This window comes from Bradyrhizobium sp. 21, assembly GCF_023073335.1.
In the GTDB taxonomy this organism is placed as follows: domain Bacteria; phylum Pseudomonadota; class Alphaproteobacteria; order Rhizobiales; family Xanthobacteraceae; genus Bradyrhizobium.
In genome coordinates this window covers 436,747-462,666 of sequence record NZ_JADPJG010000035.1, presented here as the reverse complement: position 1 = coordinate 462,666, position 25,920 = coordinate 436,747, and the positions used below count along the sequence as shown (strand labels likewise).

The following is a 25,920-nucleotide window of genomic DNA, read 5'->3' as shown; positions in this document are numbered from 1 at the left end:
GGTCGGGGAGAGGGTGTATCCGCACAGGAACTCCCCCAGAGGATAGAACCCTCACCCGGCGCGATGCGCCGACCTCTCCCGCAAGCGGGAGAGGTGCAGCGAGCCCGGCGTACGCTTACGCGCTCACACCGACGCCGATCGGACAGGCCACGCCGGTGCCACCCAAGCCGCAATAGCCGGCGGGATTCTTCGCCAGATATTGCTGATGGTAGTCCTCGGCAAAATAGAATTCGCCCGCGGGTGCGATCTCGGTGGTGATGGCGCCGAGACCTTTTGCAGCAAGCGCCTTCTGATAGAGCGCCTTCGATTCATCGGCCGCTTTCTTCTGCGCGTCCGAATAGGTGTAGATCGCGCTTCGGTATTGCGTGCCGACGTCGTTGCCCTGACGCATCCCCTGCGTCGGGTTGTGGCTCTCCCAGAAAATCTTCAACAGCTTCTCGTAGGAGATCTTGCCCGGATCGAACACCACCAGCACCACTTCGGTGTGGCCGGTGCGGCCCGAGCATGTCTCTTCATAGGTCGGGTTCGGCGTGTGGCCACCGGCATAGCCGACAGCAGTGGCGTAAACGCCATCGCCGAGCTCCCAGAATTTGCGCTCGGCGCCCCAGAAGCAGCCGAGCCCGAACACCGCCTGTTCGAGGCCGGCGGGATAAGGCGGCTGCAATCGCGCGCCGTTGACGAAATGGGTGGTCGCGGTCGGAATGGCTTGCGCACGGCCCGGCAGCGCTTCCGTGGCGCTCGGCAATGCGGTGGTCTTGCGCATGAACAGCATGGACTGATCTCCGGAAACGAGCTGACCGTCGCCTCAAGCCAGGTCGATGAGCAAAGCGCTCGGGCGGCGTGCTCGCGATGAGTTGGGAATATAGGTCTTTACGCGCAAAGGGGCAGCCCTGTTACGCCACCGCGCGCCGCCTCGGTCGCGGCGGGACTTGAAAGTTCAATCCCGGGAATACCCGATCAGCGGTTTGCGCGGGCGGAACAGGATCATCAGGAGGATGCCCAGAATGCCGAGGACGGCGAAGACCGGCTGATCGAGCACCAGGCGGATCACCGAGGTCCAGAGCCAGGGCGCCTTGGCCTCGACCCAGGTCCGGAACGCCGTCTGGCTGGCCTGATTGATGTCGTTCCAGAACTGGCCGAAGCGGGTGAACCGCAGGGTCTGGTCGGCCACCCAGCGGGCGCCGTCATAGACCATGAAGATGAACCCGCCGGCGAGCAGCAACAGCCCAATCAGTCGGAAAAAGCCGCGGATCATGCCTCACCTTATATGGTCGTCCGATCGGACGACCCCCGGAACGTCGCCAGCCAATAGCCGGGCGACGGCATAAATTCAACCTCTTCAGGGCGTTACAGCACGCTTCTGAGCGCCCATGGCCTATTTTCCAGGCCTGGAAAGCGTTGACGGTGCCGCAGACCCTCTCTATAAGGGCGCCAACTGGCGGTGGGCGCAATCCTGCCGCCGCTGTTCTTTGAGCAGTTGCAGGCACCTTGAGCTTAAGGCTCTTTGGAGCCTCAGAGACAGCCGCAAGGCCGTCGCTCATGTTCCGGGGACAGCCTAGCAACCGAACACCCTAAATCCGAGCGTCGATTACGCGGTCAAGCAAGCCGGCGCTACCCGACCAAGACGCGACCGGTACCCGCAAAGGACATTGAGACCATGGCCAACACCACCTCCGCCAAGAAAGCGACGCGCAAGATCGCCCGCCGCACCGCCGTCAACAAGTCGCGCCGCACCCAGATGCGCGGTGCCGTGCGCAACGTCGAAGAAGCCATCAAGACCGGCGACCGCGCCGCCGCCGTGACGGCGCTGGCGAATGCCGAGCCCGCTCTGATGCGCGCCGCCCAGCGCAACATCATTCACAAGAACAATGCCAGCCGCAAAGTCTCGCGGCTCACCGCGCAGATCGCCAAGCTCGCCAAGTAATCTGGCAAGTGATCCGGCAAGTCGTCTCGCCAGTGATCTAGCAAGCATTCGTTCGATCGGGCGGCCCCGTCGCACATCGCACGCGTCAAACAGCCCGGCATCGCGCCGGGCTTTTTTGTTGCCTGTCATATTCACGCAAGCAGTCAGGCGGCGACCGACCTTCGATCCGAGGATTGCGGCGTCCACGCCATCATGCGTTCCGTAGTTTTACCTGCGGGTGAATTTGCAACAGCGGAAACTTTCACCGCGGTGCAAAAAGTCCCTGCGGGGCGGGCTCAAGTCGAATTCGTGCGCCTGCGAGTTCTGCACACCGTAGTTTCACCGGATCGCGTCACGCAATGGAGTTACCCTGTGAAACGAGACTCAAAAAACGATGTCCAGCTAATCACTTATCGACATAGTGACGCCAAGCATTTGGAAAAATCGCCAACGCGTCGCGCGCGTGACGCTTTTGCGAAAAATTTTCGGCGGTGACTGAGAATTGTCACACCAGGCGCGGCGCTTTCGATTCTGTGCACGAATCCATAAACTTGCTCTGTAGCCTGTGAACAAGTCCGGCCCCGCGTTAACGCTGGTCAAGTTTTTAGATGCCTCAAGTGTGAATCAATTCCGTTGCGAGTCTTTCCGCATAGTGTATTCCTTAAGTCGTCAGCGGCGCCCACGATCTTGAGACCAGCGCGGTATCGGAAACGGGGCGAGCGTGCAAATCGGCGGCGGTGTGCACGTAGGCGACGCTTCAACATGCGAATGTCGGAACAAACCCATTGCAAGATGGGAACGGTAGCTCTTTGTCTGAATGTCTCCAAGCGGGATCTTCCCGCTCGGGCGCACAGGAGAGACGTGAAGCTACCCGGCCCGCATGATGGCGAAGTCGAGCGGACGACCAGTACGGGCAGGCAACCGCGGACGGAGTACGACGCGGTTGTTTTTGGACACGCAGGACCTTGCCGTGAGCAATCACGGCAGGACGGGGAGGTATCATGGCTTACGGACTCAACGCGGTGTTGAAGCAAATTTCTCATTGCCAGATTTTTTATTCCGAGGCCGTTTTCAATCAGCCCACCGTCCAGCCCCCCGCGTGTGACGGAGCGCCGAGTACGCGCTGACCTCGCGACTCCATTATCTCTGACATCGCTGACCTGACCGCGGCGTTCGCGCTGAACGGTCGAGCTATGCCCAAAGATGAATCGCTTGAGGTCCCGTCATGGCAGGAACCTGCATGACGCTCACCACGCAACCTTATCTCTGAAGAAAAGTTCTCAAATGATGACAACACCTGAACAGGATCGCTGGTCACGCGTGAAGAGTCGGCTGCGCTCGAACGTAGGCGAAGACGTCTATACGAGCTGGTTTGCTCGCATGGACCTGGAAGGCGTGCAGGAGGAGAGCGTGCGGCTCTCGGTTCCGACGCGCTTCCTGAAGAGCTGGATCCAAGCGCATTATGCCGAGCGCGTGCTGTCGTGCTGGCAGGCCGAGATGCCCGAAGTGCATCGCATCGATCTCACCGTTCGCTCCGCTGTGCGTCCGGTCGTTCAGAAGGAAGCGCCCGCGCCCGTCGAAGCACGCCGCTCGCCTGCGCCGGAACTGCGCTCGACCGCGACCGCGCCGGTCTCGGCCAATCACGATGCGCTCGGCGGCTCGCCGCTCGATCCGCGCCTGACCTTTGCAAGCTTCGTCGTCGGCCGCTCCAACACGCTGGCGCACGCCGCCGCCCGTCAGGTCGCGGAAGGTCGCCGCGGCGACCCCGTGATGTTCAACCCGCTCTACATCCATGCCGGCGTTGGCCTGGGCAAGACGCATCTCTTGCAAGCCGTGACCTGGGCCGGCAATTCCGGCAACGAGCGCAAGGTGCTGTACCTGACCGCGGAAAAGTTCATGTACGGCTTCGTCGCCGCGCTGAAGACGCAGACGGCGCTCGCCTTCAAGGAAGCGCTGCGCGGCATCGACGTGCTGGTGATCGACGATCTCCAGTTCCTGCAGGGCAAGTCGACCCAGGCCGAGTTCTGTCACACTCTGAACGCGCTGATCGATGCCGGCCGCCAGGTCGTGATCGCGGCCGACCGTCCGCCGTCCGATCTCGAAAGCCTCGATGATCGCGTGCGCTCGCGGCTGGCCGGCGGTCTCGTGGTCGAGATGGCCTCGCTGGGCGAGGAGCTGCGGCACGGCATTCTCAAGTCGCGCGTCGCGGCGGCCCGCGCCCATCACGCGACGTTCGAGGTGCCGGAGGAGGTTCTCTCCTATCTGGCCCGTGCCATCACGCATAACGGCAGGGATCTCGAAGGCGCGATCAACCGTCTGCTCGCGCACTCGAAGCTCAACAACCGGCCGGTGACGCTGGAAATGGCCGAGCACGAGGTGCGCGACCTGATCCGGCCGCAGGAGCCGAAGCGGATCAAGATCGAGGACATCCAGCGCGTGGTGGCGCGGCAGTATAATGTCAGTCGCTCCGACCTCTTGTCCTCGCGCCGGACCGCCAACGTGGTCCGTCCGCGCCAGGTGGCGATGTACCTCGCCAAGACGCTGACCTTGCGCTCGCTGCCCGAGATCGGCCGCCGCTTCGGCGGGCGCGACCACACCACGGTGCTGCACGCGGTGCGCAAGATCGAGGCCCTGGTGTCCAAGGACACGGCGCTGTCGGACGAGGTCGAATCGCTGAAACGCCAGCTTCAGGAATAAACGCCTAGGTCTTCCCCTTCCATCCTACCGCCGCCCCGGCCATGCTGGGGCGGCGGTCTTGATTTGCCTGGCAGCGGCCCTCGTTTTTTGCCTGTAAATCGTCGGGAACCACCCCGCAATCCCTTGAAACGGATGGCTTTCCGCGCCACCTTGCGCGACCCTGACGGCTTTGGTCATATCGGCTGGATGATCCGGCTTTCCGGGGTCTTCGATGCCGTGGCGCGCGTCCCGCCGCCCGGCTTTTCCAGATTTGTGTTTCCTTGGGGATCGGGCGAGTGGTGCAATGAAGGTTACGGTCGAACGCGCGCAACTCCTGAAGTCGCTGGGTCATGTCCACCGCGTGGTCGAGCGCCGCAACACCATTCCGATCCTCGGCAACGTGCTGGTGCGCGCCGAGAATGCGAAATTGTCGCTGAAGGCGACCGACCTCGACCTCGAGGTGACGGAAACGCTCGCGGCGGAAACCGCGACCGCGGGCTCCACCACCGTGCCGGCGCACATGTTCTACGACATCGTGCGCAAGCTGCCGGATGGGTCGCAGATCGTGCTCGAAGCCGACGGCGACCGCGCCGTGCTGGCGATCCGCGCCGGCCGCTCCCGCTTCACGCTGCAGACGCTGCCGGAGAACGATTTCCCGGATCTCGCCGCGGGCGACATGTCGCATTCGTTCAGCCTCGCGGCCAAGGACGTCAAGCGACTGATCGACCGCACCCAGTTCGCGATCTCCACCGAGGAGACGCGCTACTATCTCAACGGCATCTATCTGCACGCGGCCGGCACGCCTGCGGCCGCGACGCTGCGCGGCGTCGCCACCGACGGACATCGCCTCGCCCAGCTCGACCTGGTCCAGCCCAAGGGCGCCGACGGCATGCCCGGCGTGATCGTTCCGCGCAAGACGGTCGGCGAGGTGCAGCGCCTGATCGAGGATACCGACGCCGAGATGACGATCGAGCTGTCGCAGGCCAAGATCCGCTTCACCATCGGCAATGTGGTGCTGACCTCGAAGCTGATCGACGGCACCTTCCCCGACTACGGCCGCGTCATCCCCCAGGGTAACGACAAGGAGCTCATCGTCGACAAGAAGGATTTCGAGAACGCGGTCGATCGTGTTTCCACCATCTCCAGCGAGCGCGGCCGGGCGGTAAAGCTTTCGCTGTCGCCGGGCAAGCTGGTGCTGTCGGTGACCAATCCGGATTCCGGCAGCGCGACCGAGGAGCTCGAAGTCGAATACGCCTCCGACGCCCTCGATATCGGCTTCAACTCCCGCTATCTGCTCGACATCGCCGCCCAGATCGAAGGCGACGTCGCAACCTTGAGACTCGCCGACCCCGGCTCGCCGACGCTCGTGCAAGACCGCGACGACAAGAGCGCGTTGTATGTGCTGATGCCGATGCGGGTGTGATGCGCTTCCGGCGGAGGCGAGGGCTCACTACATTGCGGCTTGGCGATCGCCTCACTGCGTGAGGCGCCACCCTCCCCCACAAGGGGGGAGGGGAAGAACGCCGGCAATGACAAAGACAACATGACCCCCTCCCGCATTCATCGCCTGACGCTGACGCATTTTCGCAATTACCGGGCGGCGGGGCTCGAGGCGACGGCTGACATGGTGGCGCTGGTCGGGCCGAACGGGGCGGGCAAGACCAATTGTATCGAGGCGATCTCGTTCCTGTCGCCGGGACGCGGTTTGCGGCGCGCCACGCTGGACGACGTCGCCGACAACCAGGGCGACGGCTCCTGGGCGGTGTCGGCACAGGTCGAGGGCGCGCTGGGCCTTGCCACGCTCGGCACCGGCATCGATCCGCCACGCGCCGATGCCGCGGTCAGCCGGCGTTGCCGCATCGACCGCGAGCCGGTCAATTCGGCGGCGTCGTTCGGCGACCATGTCCGCATGGTGTGGCTGACGCCGGCGATGGACGGGCTGTTCATGGGCGCGGCGTCCGAGCGCCGGCGCTTCTTCGACCGCCTGGTGCTTGCCATCGACAGCGATCATTCCAGCCGCATCTCCGCGCTCGAGCGCTCGCTTCGTTCGCGCAACCGCCTGCTCGAGACGCGCAATTACGACGACCATTGGTGTGACGCGATCGAGCGCGAGACCGCGGAGCTTGCGGTCGCAGTCGCCGCAACCCGCGGCCAGACCGCGGCACGGCTGACCGGCATGCTCAATGCACGCGCGCAGGCCTCCGCCTTTCCATCGGCGCAGATCGCGCTCGACGGCTGGATGGAGAACGCGCTGCTCAACGAGACCGCGACGTCGGTCGAGGACCGCTATCGCCAGATCCTGCGCGACAACCGTCCGCGCGACGCCATCGCCGGCCGCACCACCGACGGTCCGCATCTCACCGATCTCCAGGTCATCTACGCGCCGAAAAGCATGCCGGCGCGCGACGCCTCGACCGGCGAGCAGAAGGCGCTGCTGATCGGGCTGGTGCTGGCGCATGCGAGCCTGGTCGCCGAGATGACCGGCATCGTGCCGCTGCTGCTGCTCGACGAGGTCGTCGCCCATCTCGATCCGAACCGCCGCGCGGCGCTGTTCGACGAGCTGCGCAAGCTCGGCGCGCAGGTGTGGCTGACCGGGGCGGACCCGGCCGCATTTGCAGAGATCGGCGCCGGCGGCGAGGTCTTTGACGTCGAGAGCGGACGGGTAACGGCCCGGCGGTAACCTGCGCATTGAACCCGACCGTTTTCCCCCGCGACTAGTTGGCTAGAGGCCGCGCCGACGGTGTCGCAGCCGTTACCCATCGCGCGACGACACGATGCGCGACATTCCTGGAGAGTGAGATGCGGACGGTAAGGCCGGGCGCGCAAGCCCCGGCACGATGGCGGGCGTTTGCGTGCGGCCTCGTCTTCCTCGCAAGCTGCATGCTGGCGGCGAGCGCCAGCGCCTGGGGGCCGCATCTGTCGGCGCTGTTTTCGGCCGAGCTCACGCCCGATCCCGATTCCAAGCTGCCCGCGCCGACCCGTTACAGCTACAGGGGAATCCACACCACCGTCGTATCCGGCGTCGAAACGCCGCTCCGCACCAGGTTAGAAGCCACCGTGCCCGCCGAAATCAATGACGTCCTCGCGTTCTACCGCACCGAGCTTGGAAAGCTCGGCTGGCAGGAGCAGCGCGACGGCGCGGTGGTCTCCGCCGATCACGTCCAGCTCGCCTTCGTCTCCCCGCTCGGACCTGGCACACTGGCGCTCGACCGCAACGCGACCAATACCAGGGTCATTCTCGTGCAGAAGAACGCATCCGTCGCGACCAACGCGAACGTCATGCCCGAACCCGGCCAGGCGATGCTGGTGTTGTCCAATATCAGCGAGACCGAAGCCACGCTCATGATCAACGACCGGACCATCAAGCGCGCCAGCGGCGCCCGCGCGGTGTCGCTGGATCTGCCGCCCGGCAAATATTCCTACGAACTGAGCGTGCCGGGCCATCCAGCCACCACGAACATCCTCGCCGTCGCGGCCGGCGATACCTGGGAGCTCACGGTCGGACGCGACGGAGACGCGTGGTCGCCGCTCCTGCTGTATTGAGCCGTGATCGTCGTGGCCGGGGCGGCTTGGGCAGGACGACCCATCGCAGAAATGCGTATCAGCGCCTCGGAAGCAGACCTCCGATTCCGCAAAATCCACGCCTTTCGGACGCTCAAAACGGCCCTTCGAATCGGCCTTTTCGAGGCCCTCGGAATCGGCCTTTCAGCGCCTTGAAATCCGGCCAAAAAATCCTATTTGATCAAAGACTTGCCGGTAGAGACTTTGCGCTAGGCGCAATCGTTCTTTCGTGGCACATTAGCCTGCAGATCAGCGCCTTTTTGCGCCGCTGATTCGGGCGACATTTCGAAGGCCTCTCATGACAGAACCTGCTCGGCAGACACCTGCCGAAAACGAGCCCTCAAATCCGAGCGATTACGGGGCGGAATCGATCCGCGTCCTCAAGGGCCTCGATGCCGTCCGCAAGCGTCCGGGCATGTATATCGGCGACACCGACGACGGCTCGGGCCTGCACCACATGGTGTACGAGGTCGTCGACAACGCGATCGACGAGGCCCTCGCGGGCCACGCCACGCGCGTCGACGTCGTGCTCAATGCCGACAATTCCGTCACCGTGCGCGACGACGGCCGCGGCATTCCCGTCGACATCCACAAGGGCGAAGGCATCTCGGCGGCCGAGGTCATCATGACCCAGCTCCACGCCGGCGGAAAATTCGACCAGAACTCCTACAAGGTCTCCGGCGGCCTGCACGGCGTCGGCGTCTCCGTCGTCAACGCGCTGTCGAGCAAGCTCGGCTTGCGCATCTGGCGCGACAACAAGGAGCATTACATCGAGTTCGCCCATGGCGATGCCGTCGCACCGCTGGTGGTGGTCGGCGATGCGCCGGGCCGACGCGGCACCGAGGTGACGTTCCAGGCCTCGACCGAGACCTTCAAGAACATCGAATATGATTTCGCCACGCTCGAGCACCGGCTGCGCGAGCTCGCCTTCCTCAATTCCGGCGTCAACATCGCCCTCTCCGACATGCGTCACGCAGTCGAGAAGCGCGAGGAGATGCACTATTCCGGCGGCGTCGAGGAATTCGTCAAATACCTCGACCGCAACAAGAAGGCGATCGTGCCGGCGCCGATCATCGTGCGCGCGGAGAACAACGGCATCGGCGTGGAAGCGGCGCTATGGTGGAACGACAGCTACCATGAGAACGTGCTGTGCTTCACCAACAACATCCCGCAGCGCGACGGCGGCACCCATCTGGCCGGCTTCCGCGGCGCGCTGACGCGCCAGGTCAACGGCTATGCCGACACCTACGCGAAGAAGGAAAAGATCGCGCTCACCGGCGACGATTGTCGCGAAGGCCTCACCGCCGTGCTGTCGGTGAAGGTGCCCGATCCGAAGTTTTCGTCGCAAACCAAGGACAAGCTGGTGTCCTCGGAAGTGCGCCCTGTGGTCGAGAACGTGCTTAACGAGGCGCTGCAAGCATGGTTTGAGGAGCATCCTTCCGAAGCCAAAATGATCGTGGGCAAGGTGATCCAGGCGGCAGCCGCCCGCGAAGCCGCGCGAAAAGCGCGCGAGTTGACGCGCAAGAGCCCGCTCTCGGTGTCTTCGCTGCCGGGCAAGCTCGCCGATTGCCAGGAGAAGGATCCGGCCAAGTCGGAGATCTTCATCGTCGAGGGTGACTCCGCAGGCGGCAGCGCCAAGCAGGGCCGCAACCGCGAATTTCAGGCCGTGCTGCCCCTGCGCGGCAAGATCCTCAACGTCGAACGCGTGCGCCCCGACAAGATGCTGGGCAGCGAGCAGATCGGCACGTTGATCACCGCGCTCGGCACCGGCATCAGCGACGAGTTCTCGATCGAGAAGCTGCGCTATCACAAGATCATCGTGATGACCGATGCCGACGTCGACGGCGCCCACATCCGGACGCTGCTGCTCACGTTCTTCTACCGGCAGATGCGCGACATCATCGACGGCGGCTATCTCTATATCGCCCAGCCGCCGCTCTATAAGGTCAACCGCGGCAAGTCCGAGCAGTACCTGAAAGACGAGCGGGCGCTGGAGGATTATCTGATCGACACCGGGTTAGACGACTGCGTCTATATTCCCGGGACCGGCGGCGATCGTACCGGCCGCGACCTGCGTTCGCTGGTCGACGACGCCCGCGCCGTCCGTGGCATCCTGCGCAGCCTGCACACCCGCTACAACCGCAAGGTCATCGAGCAGGCCGCCATCACCGGCGTGCTCAACAAGGCGATCTACGGCGATCCAGAGAAGGCCGCCGCCGCCGCGCAATACATCGCCGCCCGCCTCGACACGCTCGCCGACGAGGTCGAGCGCGGCTGGATCGGTCAATACGTTGAGGGCCAAGGTTTCCAGTTCGAGCGCACGGTGCGCGGTGTCAAGGAAGCAGCCGTCATCGACGACGCCTTTTTGGGATCCGTCGAAGCCCGCAAGCTCGACGAGTACACCGTGAAGCTCCAGGACGTCTACGCCCGCCCCGGCAAGCTGCGGCGCAAGGACGTCGAGCACATGGTCTACGGCCCGGTCGATCTGTTCGAAGCGGTCACCGACGCCGGCCGCAAGGGCGTCACGCTGCAGCGCTACAAAGGCCTCGGCGAGATGAACCCGGAACAGCTCTGGGAGACGACGTTGGATATCAATGCGCGCTCGCTCCTGCAGGTGAAGGTCAAGGAGGTCGACGAGGCCGACGACATCTTCACCAAGCTGATGGGCGACGTGGTCGAGCCGCGCCGCGACTTCATCCAGGAACACTCGCTGAGCGCGACGATCGATATCTGAGGCGAATGGCCTTGTCGGGGAACGCATAACCCTGACTCTGCGACGCATAAAGCTGACTCACTTTACGCAAAACTTGGACTCAAAAAACTGCAACCTTAAGCTGAGCTCTCAAATTGAGCAAAGCTGCCGCAACCCATTAATGAAACCGCTAAGACCTTAGATAGTCCGGTAGCTATATTCTGTAGCAGATTTTCGACAGACGAGTCCTTGAAAATTGGCGAGCATTTCGTCGGCCGCGACAGGCACACTTGAGCAGCGGCTGGAGAATTAACAATGCGCCTAAGCAAACTTAGCGTCCGGAATTTCAGGAATTTCAAGGCCATCGACATTCCACTGTCAGGCAATGTCGTCCTCCTCGGCGAGAACGCGATTGGGAAGAGCAATCTTCTGTTCGCCATCCAACTGATCCTCGATCCGATGCTGCCGGATGCCGCTCGGCAGCTTCGGTTGTCCGACTTCTTCGACGCCAATCCTCCGAACTACGACCAGCCGATCGAGGTTTCCCTCGAGATATCGGACTTCGACACTGACCCGGCCTTGAATGCGCTGCTCACGGACTTCAGGACGCCGACGGATCCGATGGTCGCTAGGCTGACGTATCTTTACCGGAAGAAGGCCGACGTGGCCGGTCCGGTCCGAACCAGCGAGGACTGCGAATTCGTTCTCTACGGTGGCGGAGACGAAAGTCGCGGCATTCCAGGCAAGGTGCGCCGCCGAATAGCGATCGACGTGCTGGATGCCCTACGCGACGCCGAAGGGCAACTCGGATCGTGGCGAAGCTCGCCCCTGCGGCATCTCCTCGAGGAGGCCGTCGCGGCCATCGACCCTGTGGACATTTCCAAGGTCTCGGCGGAGCTCGCCGCGGCGACCACGACGCTCGAGACGTTCCCGGCGATCAGAACGCTCGAGAACGCGCTGAGAGCCGACATCCTCCACCTGGCCGGCAAGGCTGACATCGACGCCCGGCTGCGTTTCGCGCCGACCGACCCGCTGCGGCTGTTCAGGGCGATCGCCATGTTCATCGACGGGGGAAAGCGTGGCATCTCGGAAGCCAGCCTCGGTTCGGCCAACGTCGCGCTCATCGCGCTGAAGCTCGCAGAATTCGCCTGGCGACGACGCAAGAACGAAAGAAATTTCTCGCTGCTCTGCATCGAAGAACCCGAAGCGCATCTCCATCCGCAGCTGCAGAGGTCCGTCTTCAAGAAGCTCTTCGACAACAACGACGCGACGCAGGCGCTGATCGTCACCAGCCATTCCCCGACCTTGGCCGCCGTCGCTCCTCTGCGATCGATCATCCTGTTGAAGACGGACAGGACCTCGACCTACGCCCGATCGCTGGCGGATCTGCCGGTGACGGCCGACGAACTCGACGACCTCGAACACTATCTCGACGCTACGCGGGCCGAACTTCTGTTCGCCCGCGGCGTCATCTTCGTCGAAGGCGACGCCGAAGAGGCGCTGTTTCCGATCTTCGCGAAGTCGCTGGGACATTCGCTGGACGACATCGGCATCACGGTGTGCAACGTCGCGGGGACCAACTTCCGCCCGTACGTCAAGCTCGCCGCGGCCCTCAATCTTCCATTCTCCATCGTGACGGATTGGGACCCGCAGGTCGACGGCTCGGCGTTGGGCCGCAAGCGGATCCTCGACATCTACCGGGACTATCTCCAGGTGACCCGGGCCGCACCGGTTTCGCCGGCACTTTGGCAGCAATGGGAAGCCGCCGACTTCACCGGATTCAGCAACGCATTCGCTTCACTCGGCGCCTTCCTCAACGATCATACGTTCGAGGTCTCGATCGCCAACACGCCGACGCTCAAGAACCCGCTGCTCGACGTGCTGGAAGCGCAAGGCTTCGGCTCCACGAGGACGGGTCGGCTGAAGGCGTGGAGAAGCGGAATACCGGTCGATGCCGTTCAGCTCCTCGCGATGATCGCCGACATCGGCAAGGGTCGTCTGAGTGCGAAGCTGGCTAAGAAGGCCGGCGGCCTCGCGCCTCCCGACTACATCGCAAGAGCAATCAAATTCGTGGTGGACCGTGTTCAGTGAGCACGCTTGGCAACGTGCACTAGACAACCATGGAGGCAATCCGGAGCAGATGGCCGCCATTCGCGAGCTCGGACACTGCGTGGTCCTCGCGGGTCCCGGCAGCGGCAAGACGAAGACATTGACTTCGGCGATGGTGCGCGCGCTGCGAGACGACGTATTGGACCCTCGGGGCGTGGCTTGCATAACTTACAGCAACGAATGCGCTATCGAGCTTGAGACCCGTCTGCAGACGTTTGGGATCGCGCCCGGCGATCGCGCCTTCGTAGGTACGGTCCACGGCTTTGCTCTCAGCCAGATCTTGATGCCATACGCGCGCTGCGTGCCGATTGGCCTGCCCCAGAATTTCCGTCTCGCGACCAAGACGGAGATCAGCGCGGCTGTCGTGGTCGCCTACAATAATGCGATCAACGGTCGCGATGACCCCCAAGACCGCTGGAAATTCGCCACGACGAAGCGAAAGCGGGACGTCGATCGCTCCCGCCCCGAGTGGTACGGGACGAATGTAGAGTTGGCCAAATTCATCGAAGCTTACGAAAGCGAGCTTCGGAGACAGGGCCTGATCGACTACGACGACATGCCGCTCATGGCCTTCCGCATGCTTAAGGAGCACGGCTGGATCCGCGAGGCCATTAGGGCGCGATACCCCATCCTTTTCGTTGACGAATACCAAGACTTGGGACACGCACTCCACGAACTCGTCCTCCTGCTTTGCTTCGGCTCTGGCATGCGGCTCTTCGCCGTCGGTGACGTCGACCAGTCGATCTACGGCTTCGCAGGCGCCAACGGAGACCTTCTGGAAGGGCTCACCACACGTGGCGACGTTCGCACCATCAGGCTGCGCTTCAACTACCGGTCCGGCGCTAAGATCATCCGGGCGTCGCTCGGTGCGTTGGGTGAACATCGCGACTACCAGGGGATCACCGGTGCGCCGGACGGAGAACTGTCGTTTTTCCCGGTCCCCTATGGTCTTGACTACCAGGCGGAAACGATCGCGAGTTCCATTGTTCCGCGCCTCCTAGCCAAGAATTTCGCTCCGGACGAAATCGCCGTGCTTTACAGAGACCGTTGGCAAGGTGACAGGGTCGCGGAGGCCTTGAAGTCCGCCAACATTCCATTCGTCCGAACGGACCCGCAGGCCCTCGTTCGCCGAAACTCGCGGCTCTCCAGATTGATCGAGGCAAGCGCACGGTGGGTCACTGGTGGCTGGCGCGATGCCGATCCAACATACGCACGGCTTCTGTCCCAAGCGATCTCGTTGGTGTTCGGACGACGCATCTCCGAACCGCTCGAACAACAATTCTCGACAAACTTCATGGTCTTTCTCGGTGGGTCGGTCGGCACCAACGAGAGCACGAACGCGTGGTTGAGAAGATATTCCAAAGAACTGATTGAACCTTGGCGTGCAACGGCTCGCAATCCCGAACAGGACTGGGACGTGTGCGCGGAGATGATCGCGAACACTGACCCCGCGGTTGGGCTCGACCTGGCGCTCCGTTACTTCGCAGGGCGCATTGAGGGTGCGGGTCGCGTGACCCTGACAACCATGCATAGTGCCAAGGGGCGCGAGTTCGATGCGGTAATTATGTACGGAGTGAACGCTCACGACTTACCGAGCCGCCGAGACCAGCAAAGTCCCACGGCCCTTCGCGATGCGCGCCGCTCGTTCTACGTCGGCGTTACGCGACCGAGAAAAGAGCTGTGTCTCGTCTACCAGGAACATCACCACTCGCCTTGGATCGCCGAATTGGCGCAAAAAATGAATGACGTATAGGCGCTTTAGAAAAAGCAAAAAGTGATTCACTTCAATAGGTTAGTAACCTATTGATTTTTCTGTCAGAATCGCGTATATGAGAGGCAATTCGGCTGCGGTCGAAGGGAGATCGCGTGCGATCGCCGGGGGTTATGGGTGTGAGCCCATAGACCCCCGTAATTTTATGGCAGCCACTTTCTTCCATATCCTCTGATCAATCCGTTCCACGGATTCCGATCATAAATTCTCTCCAGTGCGCGGACGAGTGAAGCACCATAATCGTCCGGTATTGGCAGGTCCTGCTCCATAAACTTGAAGGTTCGATGCGCCGGATGGGCCAGCAAATCTGCCACCTGTAAGCCGGCGATATTGGCAGTCTTGGGCTGAAGCTTTAGGTCGCGAGAAGTCAGTCGCTTTTGGGCAACGTCAGCCCGCAGAAACCGGCTCCCGTTATCGTACTGGTAGTTAAATGCACGTCGGAGTCTACCGTCATGCCGTTCCGTCCGTGCCTCGCCGATTACGTCACCAACGAAGTCGTTCCTGTTCAGCCACAGGCCGAAGCGTTCAACAAGGCACGTCAGAACATAATGGTATGGGTCGAACTGCCAGACTTTGTACTTTTCTAAGTGGGCCTGCTTATCGATTGAGACGGTGAAGGCGGGGCCTGGCAGATAGCCAATTAGATCCAGGAATTGGGCATCGAAGTCGGCCCTAACGCCCGCATCCTCTAAGATGGCAAAGTCGCCTTTCCGATCGATGATTTCCCGGCGATGAAGTATTACGTCCGGGCTATTGAAGACCCTTCTTTTGAGTGCCGTGAGTCTGGCAGTGAAGGTGGAGTCGTGAACGTCCTGCCTGAACACCAAGCCCGTCAGACTTAGGTATCGTTGGTTTTGATCTTTCTTGTGCGCATGAAGATCGCCTGTGCCTGTTTCATCAAAGTACAGGCGATAGCGGCGAGTCGGATGGATAAACGTCATGGCTAAGCAGACTCAGCTCGAGAAGTTCAAGCAGGCGTCGCGCGAACTCGAAACGGACGACGACGAGAAGCGATTTGACGAGAAGCTCGGCAAAATCGCAAAGCAGAAGCCCACAGGGGGCCGCAAGCCTCGTCAGGGGTTTAACAGGCAGAACATGGCAAGTGATTTGGCGTGCGGGACGAGCCATTACTTGGATGATTGTCCGCGGCGAGTTCATGATGATCGCAAAGGCAATGCCGATGTGTGGTTGGCCTCTAGGACCAAGAAATCTCTTTGTTTAGGTTCGCCAGAACCCAGCGCAGTCCGATGCTCTGAAGAAAGCCGTGCCATTGGCGCGGACCAATAAATCCCATCCGGCCACTGCCAGCATCCCAGACAGCCACGGCGTGACCAGCCAGCCCAGCATTGTTGGCGCGGATTTCTAAGATTTGCAGTTCGCTATCCTTTTCGCCTTGGGAAAGGGCAGCAAATCTATGATCCAAAGGGAAAATGATCATGTTTTGGCCCTGCTCGTGGATGTGGGCCACCTTCAAGCTCGGCATGGAAAGGAATCTCCAGTTGTGATTCGGGAGCGACCACAACTTACCCGAGTCAGGACATGGTTTGCAAAGTACATAATCCCCAAAGTCAGGGTCCTAGGCGCTACTGATCGTGCTCTGGCGCACACTCGGGGCAGGTGTCGCCGATCGAATCCAGTACGTCTCGGACTTCCGCGACCGCTACCGCCGGCGAGACCCTGGTCGGCGGGTCCTGGCGGGCGATATCGACGGCGCGCTCGCGCGCGTGCGGGTCGGCCCGGTCCTTCGCCCAGCCGTGCTCCCCGCATTCGTGGATGGCGCCCGCCTCCTGCAGCACACCGATCGCCCACCCCTGCAACGTTCTGATCGCCGGCCGTCGTTCTTTCGTCATCAGCATTGAGATTACTCCTGCCTGGACGAATCCTTCCGCCCGCCTGCTCGTTCCGGGCGGTTAGCACGGGTCAGGGATTCGCAATCGAAAGAGCTCGAGCTTGTCCACGTGTTCCACCCGGAGCGAAGTATGGCCGAAGCAGTCGCCCATAAGCACTTTTAGGATTACAGCATCCCCCAGCGCGCGGCGACGAGTCGCGACAGTTCGGTCCGGTTCGGACGCGAAAAGCCCCCGCCTTTCGGCGGGAGCTTTTTTAGATTTCGTTTGCTGACAACCTACGTGCCCGGATGGAGCTTTCCGCTCGCTTTGACTTTGGCGGCAAGCTTGCCGTTCTGCTCGAAGAACTGCAGCTCCGATATCTCGACGCCAGCCTTGAGATATTCCGCAGGGAGAGCAGCCGTCAGCTTGTCTTGCAGCGCAGTGTTTAGCTTGCTGTTCAGGAAGGACTTGATCTGGCCGTTCAGCTTGAGTTTGCCGAGCAGCCCGTTCGCGTCGGCCGTCACGACGTCGGCGGTGGCGGTGACCACACCATTCGAAACGACAGGCGTCACGTCGACGGCCAGATGCGCTTGCTGCGACACCAGGATCGTCTCGCCGATGACCCGATCCTTCATGCGCACCGTCCAAGGACCGTGCCACTCAGGCTGGGTGACGATGAGGCACTTGTTCAGGAAATAGCGGGCTTGCAGGTCGATCTTGATCGAACGTCCGTTGGGCAGGACCTTGGCGTCCCAGACGTTCCAGTTTTCGGAGCATCGGCTGACTTGACGGATTCCGTTGAGCATCCGCTGCATTTCGGTCTGGACTTCGCCGAGATCGAGGACCGTCTCCGTCTGGAAGGGGACCTCGACGCGGGGCACTTCCGTTGCGGATGCGGACAGTGGCGCGAACATCGGCATCGTTGCGATGATGCCGGCCATGATCTTCTTCATTTCGATCTCCTGATCAATCGTTTCAGTGATCGAAGCATCGCGCGCACGGCGTGAATTCTCAAAAGCTACAAGGTGCACAAACTCGGCGAAAAAGGTCATGAAGCGGTTTTTCGTGCAGAATCGGCCGATGGCTGCAGTTGAGCGGAGCAGCGACTAGAAAACTCAAAAGCCCCTCGCGAGAGGGGCTTTTTCGACGATCGGGTTCGACGCGCGCGAAGGGCGTCCATAACGATGATCAGAACACAGGTTTGGCGAGAACCTGGCAAACCGTCAGGATGTTCGCGGAAGCGAGGACGAACGTCGCGGCCGCGATGGCGATCGCCGTTCGCTTTGCGGCCGCGACGAGCTTTGCGTTCTTCTTCCTATCCTTCATGGCCTTCAACATGGTCTTGATTCCCTTTGTTTGATCCTTGGTGTAGTCGCTGCGATGCTGCCGATAGACCTCCTCGCAGTCCGCCAACAGCGCCCCTTGTTGCTTACGAAGGACGGGTAGGACGTGTTGGAACGCCGGTGCCTGGTCTAGCGGTTCTTCGATTCCGTCGAACCCCGTACTTTCTCCGAGGACACCGAGGCGCGGATTGATCTCGATGGCGCGCACCAGAGCTTTCACGGCGTCGGCCGGGCATTTCGCGGAAGCGGGTTCGCTCGCGTTGGGCGTGCTAAGTATGCCGTACAACTCGGCAAGGTTGATCTGATAATGCCAGTTGCCTGTCTGGCGCGCGAGCCACTCGTAGGCATGCGGCGCACCGAGACCCAGGGAAGCCAGCGTACTCCTCATCCCGTCGAGGTCTCTCGGCAACTCCGAAAGCAGCCAGAAGATCATATGTTGGGCGTGAGCGATGTGGAATTTGTCGGACGCGGAAAGTGCGTCCGTACCGGGCTTGAGAGTTCCGAAAAGCTGAATAGCCTTTCGCAGGTGTTCGATGCCCTCGCGGTTGCGAGCTTCGTTCGACGTGAGGACCCGCTGTTCGATGGCCACTGCCATCCCGAGCATGAGGTGCCGTGCACCCTCATATCGGGGGTATCTGCTCGCCTCGGCCTCATTTTCCTTCGAAAAGAGCATGCGGGCTTCGGCAAGCAGGGCACGTACGAAGTTTCCTTGCCGTTTGCCAAGCGGGTCTTCGGAACTGCACAGGTCGTAGCTGCCGAATGCCCTGTCCAGCCATCCCAAGAAATGCGGAGGGTAGTCGTTACCGACGACGTCGAGCATGAAGATCACGTGGATGGCTTCGAAATAGCCCGAGCTGGCAACGTCACCGTTCAGGTATCTAGTAACGATAGGTCTGAGATCGACCTTGTCGTCGAGCTTCAGTTCGCCCTTCAATCGGGCAGCGAGCGCATCTTGGCTGCGACAAGCCGCCGACAGCGCGATCATCGCGCACGTTCGACGAAATCTCTCCTGCAACTCCATCTCGAGTTCCTCCCTTTTGTTTCATCTAAGGTCAGGTTCGATCGAGAAAAAGGCGGCGATTGCAAACCACCCGGATTTCTGCACCCGATAGACGAGACTTTGACGAAAAACCTGCATTTTGCACTGGAATCCGGACTCAGAGCCGCTCGCGCTTGATCTGGGCAGATCTAGCGCTGGCGGTGCGCGGTGCCCGCGCGGTCGTCGCCTTCGCCTGTCACGACGCCTGCGGCCCACCGGGATCTTCCTTCACACCGCGGGCGACGATCTGCAGCGCGCCGTCCGGAAGCGGCCGCTGGAGCTTCAGGGCTTCGTCCGCCGGCGCCGTCATCCAGGCCTCGACCTCGTCGGGCGTCGTCAGGATCACCGGCATCGCCTTGGGATGGATGGCGCCGACCTCAGCGTTTGGCTCCGTGGTCAGGAACGCATAGAGGTCGTTGGTGGTCTCGCCCTCCTTGACCTTCCGGACCGACGCCCAATTGGTCCAAATGCCGGCGAAGCAGGCCAGCGGCCGGGTCCCGTCGAGCGCGAACCAAATGTCGCCGCCCTCGGCCTTGTTGAACTCGCTGAACGAGTTGAATGGCACCAGGCAGCGGTGCTCCGGACCCAACCATCTCGTCCAGTGTTTGCTTTTCACGTTGCGGATGTTGGTCGTGCCCCCGTCGGGCTCCATCCGAAGCAATTCCTTGAAATCCACCTCCTTGCCCTTGGCTTGCAGCTTCTCGGCCCGCTTCTTCGTTGCGTCCATGAGCGCCTTCGACGACGATGGCATGCCCCACCGAGCGGTCGCGAGTTCGCGGCCGTCGGCGCCGTTCCGGATGATTGGCGCCTTGTAGTCCGGAAAGACGCCGGGCATTGGCGCGAGATTACCGACGTACCGGTTGACGACACGGAACAGCGCGCTAATGGCCGCCTGGTTAGTGGTGATCGAATAGAGGTTGCACATCGTCAGGTCTCCGGAGCGACCTGGCGAGGGCGCTACGCCAACTGTAGCAGCGTCGCTGGGGGCCGGCGATTGGCCTTGGCGCACTTGCTGCAGCGGAGCCGGCTCGCCAGATCGTGCGATTTTCTCGACAATCCCACTGCGGAAGCACCCCCACCCCAACCCTCCCCCGCAAGAGGGAGAGGGGGGCGCACTTCTTTCGTCGCGATCATCGAGCCAGAATTGCTCCCCCGCTCGATTCTCGGTAGTTTCCGCCTCCAAAGCAGCCCGCCCCACCCCAACAGAACAGCGAGAGACCCGTGGCGCCCATCCAGTACATCGTCGAGGGCGGTCACCGGCTCTCGGGCTCGATCGAGCCGTCCGGCAACAAGAATGCGGCGCTTCCGATCATCGCCGCCGCCCTGCTCACCGAGCACCCGGTGACGCTGGAAAACGTGCCGCGGATCCGCGACACCGAGACGCTGGTCGAGCTGATCCGCTCGGTCGGCGCGTCCGCCGAATGGACCGCCCGCAACACGCTTCATATCCACGCCAAGAGCATCCGCGCCGCCGATCTCGATCCGGATTTGTGCGTGCGCATCCGCGCCTCGATCCTGCTCGCGGGCCCCTTGCTCGCGCGCTGCGGCGAAGTGATGCTGCCGCCGCCAGGCGGCGACGTCATCGGCCGCCGCCGTCTGGACACACATGTGCTGGCGCTGGAGCAGTTGGGGGCCAAAGTCACCGCGACCGACCGGCTCGAATTCCGCGCGGCAAGGCTCGCCGGCGCCGACGTGTTCCTGGACGAGCCCAGCGTGACCGCGACCGAGAATGCGCTGGTCGCGGCGGTCGCCGCCGACGGCGTCACCCATTTGCGCAACGCGGCGTCCGAGCCGCATGTGCAGGACCTCGCCAATTTCCTGGTCGCGCTCGGCGCGAAGATCGAGGGCATCGGCACCAACACCATGATCATTCATGGTCCGGCGACGCTCGGTGGCACGACCTACCGGATCCAGCCCGACCATATCGAGGTCGGCTCGTTGATCGGCCTTGCCGCCGTGACGCGCTCGCCGCTTCGCATCACGCGCGCCGGCGTCGAGCATCTGCGCTCGATCCGCATGGGGTTTGAGCGGCTCGGCATCGTCTGCCGCGTCGAGGGCGACGATCTCATCGTGCCCTCAAATCAAACATTGAAGATCCAGGACGATTTCGGCGGCCACGTGCCGAAGCTGGAGGACCAGCCCTGGCCGGCCTTCCCGGCCGACCTGATGTCGATCGCGATCGTCACCGCCACGCAATGCGAGGGCGTGATCCTGATGTTCGAGAAGATGTTCGAATCGCGAATGTTCTTCGTCGACAAGCTGATCGCGATGGGCGCGCGCATCGTGCTGTGCGACCCGCATCGCGCCATCATCGCAGGTCCGAGCCGCCTGCGCGGTGCATCGATGATCTCGCCCGACATCCGCGCCGGCATGGCGATGCTGCTCGCCGCGGTCTGCGCCGAAGGCACCTCCACGATCAACAACGCCGACCAGATCGAGCGCGGCTACGAGCGCATCGACGAACGGCTGAATGCGCTGGGTGCGAAGATCAAGCGCGTGCCGGAACGGAAGGGCTGAGGGCTTCTTCCACTTCCGGAGATGGTCTCGAGCCCCGGACGCAGCGCAGCACGTAAGTGATGCGCTGCTGAGCCGGGGCCCATGCGGCCAAGAGTTGCGCCTGCGGTTTCTGGGTCCCGGCTCGCGCTACGCGCGTCCGGGACATGTGGGCCATGTTTTCGACGAGTGGCTGTGCTACTGGACCGGCCATGCTCGACACCGCCCGACATCCTCCGCAGCCGCAAGGCGTGCCGCCAAATCCTCTCGCCGACGAGTTCGTCGAGACGCTGCGGCTGGCCGTGCCGATGATGCTGACGCAGCTCGGGCAGATCGCGATGATCACGACCGATCTCGCGCTGATCGGGCGGCTCGGCGAAAGCGCGGTGGCCGCGGCGGCGCTGGCGCATACGGTCTATTTCGTCAGCTTCACCTTCGGGCTCGGATTGATGGCGGCGGTGTCGCCACTGGCTGCGCAGGCGTTCGGCGCCGGCGACGTCAGGCGCATCCGCCGCGCCTTGCGCGTCGGCCTGTGGGTCGCGTTCCTGATCTCGCTGCCGATGATGGCCTCGCCACTCTATGGCGAGCATATCCTGATCGGGCTCGGACAGGCGCCGCACTCGGCCGCGCTCGCCCAGCGCTATCTGAACGGGCTGGCCTGGGGCATCGCGCCGGCGTTGGGGTTCATCGCGCTGCGCAGCATGATGAGCGCGGTAAATCGGCCGCAGGCGCCGCTGTGGATCACGCTCGCGGCGCTCCCCGTCAATGCCGCGCTGGTCTATGTCCTGATCCACGGACTGTTCGGCCTGCCGGAGCTCGGCCTGTTCGGCGCCGGGCTTGCGACCACGCTGGTCAATCTCGGCACTTTCGTCGCAACGCTTGCCATTGCGGGGCTACGCAAACCGTTCGCGGATTATCGTCTGCTCGCCCATCTCTGGCGGATCGACTGGCCCCTGCTGCGCCAGCTCCTCGCGATCGGCGCCCCGATCTCGTTCTCGCTGCTGCTGGAATATGGCCTGTTCTCGTCGGCGGCGCTGCTGATGGGGCTGATCTCGACCACGGCGCTCGCCGCGCACCAGATCGCGCTCCAGGTCACCGCCGTGCTGTTCATGGTCCCGCTCGGCATCGGCATGGCGGCGACGGTGCGGGTCGGCCACGCCTTCGGCCGCAACGACGCGGCCGCAGTGAAGCGGTCCGGGCTGGTCGCGGCCCTGCTCGGGATCGTCCTGGTCTCCGCCCTGACGGTCGCCATCATCCTCGGCCGCTACCAGCTGGGACGGCTCTTCTTCGGCGGCAGCGAGGCCAGCGCGGCAACGGTCGAGCTGACGGCAACGCTGCTGGTGGTCGGCGCGAGCTTCTTCATCGCCGACGGCCTGCAGACCATCGTGGGCGGCGCGTTGCGCGGCATCAATGACACCAGGATGACACTGGTGTTCGCGGCGATCGGCTATTGGTGCGTGGCCTTTCCCATCGCCTGGGTGCTGGCGTTCAACGCCGGCCTCGGCGCGGTCGGCGTCTGGATCGGGTTCTCGGTCGGGACCTTCGTTTATGCCGGCCTTCTGATCTTGCGCTTCCGCATGCTGACGCGCAAACTGGCGGGATGATCGGGACAGTTCGCGAAGTCGCCCCTGAAGTTGATGCCGGCACGGTGCTGTCAGGCGCGCAGTTCATCGACGCGTTTCGGGTGGAGGTCGGCGCAGCGGCCCTGAATGCGCGCGAGGCCTGCACACGAATGGTCTTGAACGGGCCGCGCTGGGTCGATGCGCTGGTGCGCCTGCGCAATGTCCTGGTGACTCCATTTGGGCTGAAAAAATCTGGCGAAGGCGCGCCGGCGCCGGGCGGCCTGATCGGCCTGTTTCCGGTGTTGAGCGAGACGCCTGAGCGGCTGGTGGCCGGCTTCAACGATTCTCACCTCGATTTTCGCATCGTCGTCGACGTGGCCGGGAACGCAGCGAGCCGCGAGGTCACCTTGACCACCCTGGTGAAAACAAACAATTTCCTCGGCCGGATCTACCTCACGCTCATCACGCCGTTCCATAAGCTCGTAGCCCGCGGCATGATGGGGAGGATCGAGGAGCCGGCCCGATGACGCTGTCCGTCGACCTGTTCTTTTCCTTCCGCAGCCCGTTCAGCTATCTGGCACTGCCGAAGACGCTGAAGCTCGTCGCGGAGTACGATCTCGCTGTGAACCTGCGGCCGGTCTATCCGCTCGCGGTCCGCGTGCCCGGCTTCTTCAAGAAGGCCAGTCCGAATTTCATTCGCTATGTGGTGCTCGACAGCACGCGCGTGGCGCAGCACGAGGGCATTCCGTTTCGCTTTCCGCGACCGGATCCAATCGTGCAGGACAAGACGACGTTCGATGTCGCGACAGAGCAACCCTACATCCACCGCCTGACCAGGTTAGGCGCGATGGCGCAGCTCGAGGGACGCGCGCTCACATTCACCGACGCGGTCGCGCGCGTGCTGTGGGACGGCTCGATCGCGGGATGGAACGAGGGCGATCACCTCGCGCGCGCCGCCGAGAAGGCCGGCTTCGATCTCGCCGCGATGGATGAAGCGATCAGCAACGATGCGGATCGCTACGAGCAGGTGATCGCCGGGAACGAAAAGGATCATGCCGCCTCGGGCCATTGGGGCGTGCCAACCTTTGTGTTCGAGAACGAACCGTTCTTCGGCCAGGACCGCATCGATCTCCTGCTCTGGCGCATGCAGAGCAAGGGGCTGGCACGGCGCTAGCGCGTGTTCACTCACGGGCGACGCAGTTGCCCGTCGGGTTCACGTCGGCTGACCGACACCCAGCAGGTTACCTTCGCTGTCGCGAAACCACGCGCCTCGCTCTCCAACACCTCTGCTGGGATAATTTCCGGCAATCTGCGCGATACCATCAACCGTCTTCAGGCCGGGCAGATCGTATTCTTCGAATTTGACTCCGCGCGCGCGAAGCTCGCGTACCGTTGCCTCGATGTCCTCGACTTCCCAGCCCATCTGGGTGTGCGTGCCGGATTGCATTCCGGCTGAGACAAATATTGCAAACTCGCCTCCCGCGCAGACATAGCGGAGCCCGCCCACACGCTCTTCGATCGGCTCGAGGCCGAGTTTCTCGGAGTAGAATGCCCGCGCGCGGTCCAGGTCTTTGGCCGGAAGCCGGGTTGCCACCTTTGCGTTCCCTAACATGCTCTCTCCTTCCTCTTGCTTCATGTCCTGCAAGCACGGTACGTAGCTGAACGTATTTCGCTTCTGCTGTCGGAAGCCGACTGCGGGGCACGCGCTGGTTCACTCCGCCACGCGCGCGGACTTGTCCGCCACCGCCTCCGACCATTCGCCGACGACGCGATCGAGATCGCAGAGATTCTGATGCATCTGCTCCAGCGAGAAGCCGATCGCGAAGAAGCGCTCGGCGGTATCGGCCGGCTGGCCGCGGATCAGGCCGTCCTGGCGGACGGCGGCAACCGCCTCGGAATAGTGCTGGAGCGCGACATGGACGGGATGGATCGGCGGGGCGCCGGCGCCCGCGCGCATGGCTTCGGCCGCCGACTTCAAAAAGCGCGCGATCGCGGCGCTGACCTCCGCCAGGGGTGCGGCAAGCCTGACCTGCACCTCGACCGGCAACGGCACCACCGTGGCACGGCCGATCATCACGACGTCATGGCGCAGCCGCAAAATCGTTCGCAACAGCGGACCGGTGTCGGGCCCGCCCGACAATCGTGCGGAGCGCTCGCGCTCGGCTTCGGCGCCGATCGTATTCATGCCGACCATTGCGGTGCCGATGCCGTCCTGGATCCGGTGCAGCGCATCGTTGTCGCGGCCACGCGTCAGGCCCGCAAGCAATTCGGTGAAGGCATCCGCGATCAGTTCGAGCAGCCGCGCCGCGCTGGCCCGGATCTGCCGCACCGCGCGCGACGGCAGCACCAGGAACGAGACCAGTAGTCCCGTCACCGCACCGACCGAAACCTCGCTGACGCGATCGATCGCCGAGGCCATGGGATCGGCATGATGCATGGTCGGTAGCACCAGCACGATCACCGCCGTCACCGTTGCCGAGCTCAGATTCGGATAGACCGCCGCAACAAAGGCAAGCGGGGCCACGGCCAGCACCAGCAATCCCAGCAGGCCCAGTTCGCCGGAATAGGGGATCAGGATGGCGATCGCGCCGCCATAGATCGCGCCGCCGATCGTGCCGAGCATGTAATCGCGCGTGGCCTTCAGCGAGCGCCCGACGCTCATCTGGGTCACAATGATGGAGGTCAGTACCGCCCAAAGCGGCAATAACAGGTGCAGCGCGGTGGCAAGCGCATAGGCGCCGGTGGCCGCCACCGTGACCCGGACCGCCAGCCCCAATTGCGTCCTGCGCGACCAGACCCGGTCGAACAGCTCTTTTGCGAATGCCATCGTTAGACGTCCCGATCCTCGTAAAGCCAGCCAAAAGCATAGCTGATGCCCGCACCCCCAAGGCCGCTTGAAAGGCCAAATCAGCCCGCCTAACTTGCCCGCCAAAACGAGGAAA

22 protein-coding genes are annotated in these 25,920 nt (G+C 62.8%); 12 read left to right on the top strand and 10 right to left on the bottom strand.

What is annotated here, in order from left to right; all coding sequences use genetic code 11:
* Nucleotides 1-115: 115 nt before the first annotated feature.
* Nucleotides 116-772 carry a peptide-methionine (S)-S-oxide reductase MsrA gene (gene msrA / locus IVB31_RS30825; protein WP_247331687.1) on the bottom strand — a complete coding sequence of 219 codons (657 nt, stop codon included), beginning with the start codon at nt 770-772 and terminating at the stop codon, nt 116-118.
* A gap of 165 nt (nt 773-937) precedes the next feature.
* Nucleotides 938-1,255: a hypothetical protein gene (locus IVB31_RS30820; RefSeq protein WP_007616084.1), complete on the bottom strand. Its 318-nt coding sequence runs from the start codon at nt 1,253-1,255 to the stop codon at nt 938-940.
* A 402-nt stretch (nt 1,256-1,657) separates the two neighbouring features.
* On the opposite strand from IVB31_RS30820, the gene rpsT reads away from it, so the two are divergent.
* The 8 genes from rpsT (at nt 1,658) to IVB31_RS30780 (ending at nt 14,694) form a co-directional block, all read left to right on the top strand.
* The gene (gene rpsT, locus IVB31_RS30815; RefSeq protein WP_007598259.1) at nt 1,658-1,924 is read left to right on the top strand and encodes a 30S ribosomal protein S20; all 267 of its coding nucleotides are present in this window, start codon (nt 1,658-1,660) and stop codon (nt 1,922-1,924) included.
* 1,266 nt (nt 1,925-3,190) lie between these two features.
* On the top strand, nt 3,191-4,600 hold the full coding sequence (dnaA, locus tag IVB31_RS30810; RefSeq protein ID WP_247332328.1) for a chromosomal replication initiator protein DnaA: 1,410 nt from the start codon (nt 3,191-3,193) through the stop codon (nt 4,598-4,600).
* A gap of 283 nt (nt 4,601-4,883) precedes the next feature.
* Nucleotides 4,884-6,002 (top strand): DNA polymerase III subunit beta, encoded by a 1,119-nt coding sequence (dnaN, locus tag IVB31_RS30805; RefSeq protein ID WP_247331685.1) that lies wholly within the window; start codon nt 4,884-4,886, stop codon nt 6,000-6,002.
* A gap of 120 nt (nt 6,003-6,122) precedes the next feature.
* Nucleotides 6,123-7,259 (top strand): DNA replication/repair protein RecF, encoded by a 1,137-nt coding sequence (gene recF / locus IVB31_RS30800; protein WP_247331683.1) that lies wholly within the window; start codon nt 6,123-6,125, stop codon nt 7,257-7,259.
* A gap of 119 nt (nt 7,260-7,378) precedes the next feature.
* Nucleotides 7,379-8,122, top strand: coding sequence for a hypothetical protein (locus IVB31_RS30795; protein ID WP_247331681.1), 744 nt, complete (start codon nt 7,379-7,381; stop codon nt 8,120-8,122).
* 316 nt (nt 8,123-8,438) lie between these two features.
* Nucleotides 8,439-10,874, top strand: coding sequence for a DNA topoisomerase (ATP-hydrolyzing) subunit B (gene gyrB / locus IVB31_RS30790; protein ID WP_247331679.1), 2,436 nt, complete (start codon nt 8,439-8,441; stop codon nt 10,872-10,874).
* A 273-nt stretch (nt 10,875-11,147) separates the two neighbouring features.
* Nucleotides 11,148-12,923 (top strand): AAA family ATPase, encoded by a 1,776-nt coding sequence (locus tag IVB31_RS30785; protein WP_247331676.1) that lies wholly within the window; start codon nt 11,148-11,150, stop codon nt 12,921-12,923.
* Nucleotides 12,924-12,972: 49 nt separating this feature from the next.
* Nucleotides 12,973-14,694, top strand: coding sequence for an ATP-dependent helicase (locus tag IVB31_RS30780; protein ID WP_247331674.1), 1,722 nt, complete (start codon nt 12,973-12,975; stop codon nt 14,692-14,694).
* A gap of 161 nt (nt 14,695-14,855) precedes the next feature.
* Here IVB31_RS30780 and IVB31_RS30775 read toward each other — a convergent pair whose 3' ends face one another.
* The 6 genes from IVB31_RS30775 to IVB31_RS30750 form a co-directional block, all read right to left on the bottom strand.
* Nucleotides 14,856-15,653 (bottom strand): DUF3800 domain-containing protein, encoded by a 798-nt coding sequence (locus IVB31_RS30775; RefSeq protein ID WP_247331672.1) that lies wholly within the window; start codon nt 15,651-15,653, stop codon nt 14,856-14,858.
* Nucleotides 15,654-15,907: 254 nt separating this feature from the next.
* Nucleotides 15,908-16,195, bottom strand: a complete 288-nt coding sequence (locus IVB31_RS30770) for a hypothetical protein (protein WP_247331670.1) — start codon at nt 16,193-16,195, stop codon at nt 15,908-15,910.
* A gap of 100 nt (nt 16,196-16,295) precedes the next feature.
* Nucleotides 16,296-16,568 carry a hypothetical protein gene (locus IVB31_RS30765; protein ID WP_247331666.1) on the bottom strand — a complete coding sequence of 91 codons (273 nt, stop codon included), beginning with the start codon at nt 16,566-16,568 and terminating at the stop codon, nt 16,296-16,298.
* Nucleotides 16,569-16,837: 269 nt separating this feature from the next.
* Nucleotides 16,838-17,593: a hypothetical protein gene (locus IVB31_RS30760; RefSeq protein ID WP_247331664.1), complete on the bottom strand. Its 756-nt coding sequence runs from the start codon at nt 17,591-17,593 to the stop codon at nt 16,838-16,840.
* A 136-nt stretch (nt 17,594-17,729) separates the two neighbouring features.
* On the bottom strand, nt 17,730-18,905 hold the full coding sequence (locus IVB31_RS30755; protein ID WP_247331662.1) for a hypothetical protein: 1,176 nt from the start codon (nt 18,903-18,905) through the stop codon (nt 17,730-17,732).
* A gap of 214 nt (nt 18,906-19,119) precedes the next feature.
* A complete protein-coding gene (locus IVB31_RS30750; protein WP_247331660.1) occupies nt 19,120-19,848 on the bottom strand; it encodes an SOS response-associated peptidase in 729 nt (242 codons plus the stop codon).
* Between the two features lie 296 nt (nt 19,849-20,144).
* On the opposite strand from IVB31_RS30750, the gene murA reads away from it, so the two are divergent.
* From murA to IVB31_RS30730, 4 genes are all read left to right on the top strand, one after another.
* Nucleotides 20,145-21,440 carry a UDP-N-acetylglucosamine 1-carboxyvinyltransferase gene (gene murA / locus IVB31_RS30745; RefSeq protein WP_247331658.1) on the top strand — a complete coding sequence of 432 codons (1,296 nt, stop codon included), beginning with the start codon at nt 20,145-20,147 and terminating at the stop codon, nt 21,438-21,440.
* A 188-nt stretch (nt 21,441-21,628) separates the two neighbouring features.
* Nucleotides 21,629-23,020, top strand: a complete 1,392-nt coding sequence (locus IVB31_RS30740) for an MATE family efflux transporter (protein ID WP_247331656.1) — start codon at nt 21,629-21,631, stop codon at nt 23,018-23,020.
* Complete coding sequence (locus IVB31_RS30735) at nt 23,017-23,505, top strand: DUF2867 domain-containing protein (RefSeq protein ID WP_247331653.1); 489 nt, start codon at nt 23,017-23,019, stop codon at nt 23,503-23,505. The genes IVB31_RS30740 and IVB31_RS30735 overlap by 4 nt, the downstream gene beginning before the upstream one ends.
* Entirely contained in the window at nt 23,502-24,152 is a 651-nt protein-coding gene (locus IVB31_RS30730; protein WP_247331651.1) for a 2-hydroxychromene-2-carboxylate isomerase, read from the top strand. Before IVB31_RS30735 ends, IVB31_RS30730 begins: the two co-directional genes overlap by 4 nt.
* Nucleotides 24,153-24,191: 39 nt before the next feature.
* Here the strand turns inward: IVB31_RS30730 and IVB31_RS30725 are convergent, their stop codons facing one another.
* Nucleotides 24,192-24,590 (bottom strand): VOC family protein, encoded by a 399-nt coding sequence (locus IVB31_RS30725; RefSeq protein ID WP_247331649.1) that lies wholly within the window; start codon nt 24,588-24,590, stop codon nt 24,192-24,194.
* Between the two features lie 99 nt (nt 24,591-24,689).
* A complete protein-coding gene (locus IVB31_RS30720) occupies nt 24,690-25,805 on the bottom strand; it encodes an FUSC family protein (RefSeq protein ID WP_247331647.1) in 1,116 nt (371 codons plus the stop codon).
* Nucleotides 25,806-25,920: the final 115 nt, after the last annotated feature.

Coding starts and splice junctions, on each gene's coding strand:
- IVB31_RS30755 (WP_247331662.1), bottom strand. CDS start 18,905: ATGGAGTTGCAGGAGAGATTTCGTCGAACGTGCGCGATGATCGCGCTG.
- IVB31_RS30795 (WP_247331681.1), top strand. CDS start 7,379: ATGCGGACGGTAAGGCCGGGCGCGCAAGCCCCGGCACGATGGCGGGCG.
- dnaN (WP_247331685.1), top strand. CDS start 4,884: ATGAAGGTTACGGTCGAACGCGCGCAACTCCTGAAGTCGCTGGGTCAT.
- IVB31_RS30740 (WP_247331656.1), top strand. CDS start 21,629: ATGCTCGACACCGCCCGACATCCTCCGCAGCCGCAAGGCGTGCCGCCA.
- IVB31_RS30775 (WP_247331672.1), bottom strand. CDS start 15,653: ATGACGTTTATCCATCCGACTCGCCGCTATCGCCTGTACTTTGATGAA.
- IVB31_RS30720 (WP_247331647.1), bottom strand. CDS start 25,805: ATGGCATTCGCAAAAGAGCTGTTCGACCGGGTCTGGTCGCGCAGGACG.
- IVB31_RS30785 (WP_247331676.1), top strand. CDS start 11,148: ATGCGCCTAAGCAAACTTAGCGTCCGGAATTTCAGGAATTTCAAGGCC.
- dnaA (WP_247332328.1), top strand. CDS start 3,191: ATGACAACACCTGAACAGGATCGCTGGTCACGCGTGAAGAGTCGGCTG.
- IVB31_RS30770 (WP_247331670.1), bottom strand. CDS start 16,195: ATGCCGAGCTTGAAGGTGGCCCACATCCACGAGCAGGGCCAAAACATG.
- msrA (WP_247331687.1), bottom strand. CDS start 772: ATGCTGTTCATGCGCAAGACCACCGCATTGCCGAGCGCCACGGAAGCG.
- IVB31_RS30735 (WP_247331653.1), top strand. CDS start 23,017: ATGATCGGGACAGTTCGCGAAGTCGCCCCTGAAGTTGATGCCGGCACG.
- IVB31_RS30730 (WP_247331651.1), top strand. CDS start 23,502: ATGACGCTGTCCGTCGACCTGTTCTTTTCCTTCCGCAGCCCGTTCAGC.
- IVB31_RS30780 (WP_247331674.1), top strand. CDS start 12,973: ATGGCCGCCATTCGCGAGCTCGGACACTGCGTGGTCCTCGCGGGTCCC.
- gyrB (WP_247331679.1), top strand. CDS start 8,439: ATGACAGAACCTGCTCGGCAGACACCTGCCGAAAACGAGCCCTCAAAT.
- rpsT (WP_007598259.1), top strand. CDS start 1,658: ATGGCCAACACCACCTCCGCCAAGAAAGCGACGCGCAAGATCGCCCGC.
- IVB31_RS30725 (WP_247331649.1), bottom strand. CDS start 24,590: ATGTTAGGGAACGCAAAGGTGGCAACCCGGCTTCCGGCCAAAGACCTG.
- IVB31_RS30750 (WP_247331660.1), bottom strand. CDS start 19,848: ATGTGCAACCTCTATTCGATCACCACTAACCAGGCGGCCATTAGCGCG.
- IVB31_RS30765 (WP_247331666.1), bottom strand. CDS start 16,568: ATGCTGATGACGAAAGAACGACGGCCGGCGATCAGAACGTTGCAGGGG.
- recF (WP_247331683.1), top strand. CDS start 6,123: ATGACCCCCTCCCGCATTCATCGCCTGACGCTGACGCATTTTCGCAAT.
- IVB31_RS30760 (WP_247331664.1), bottom strand. CDS start 17,593: ATGACCTTTTTCGCCGAGTTTGTGCACCTTGTAGCTTTTGAGAATTCA.
- IVB31_RS30820 (WP_007616084.1), bottom strand. CDS start 1,255: ATGATCCGCGGCTTTTTCCGACTGATTGGGCTGTTGCTGCTCGCCGGC.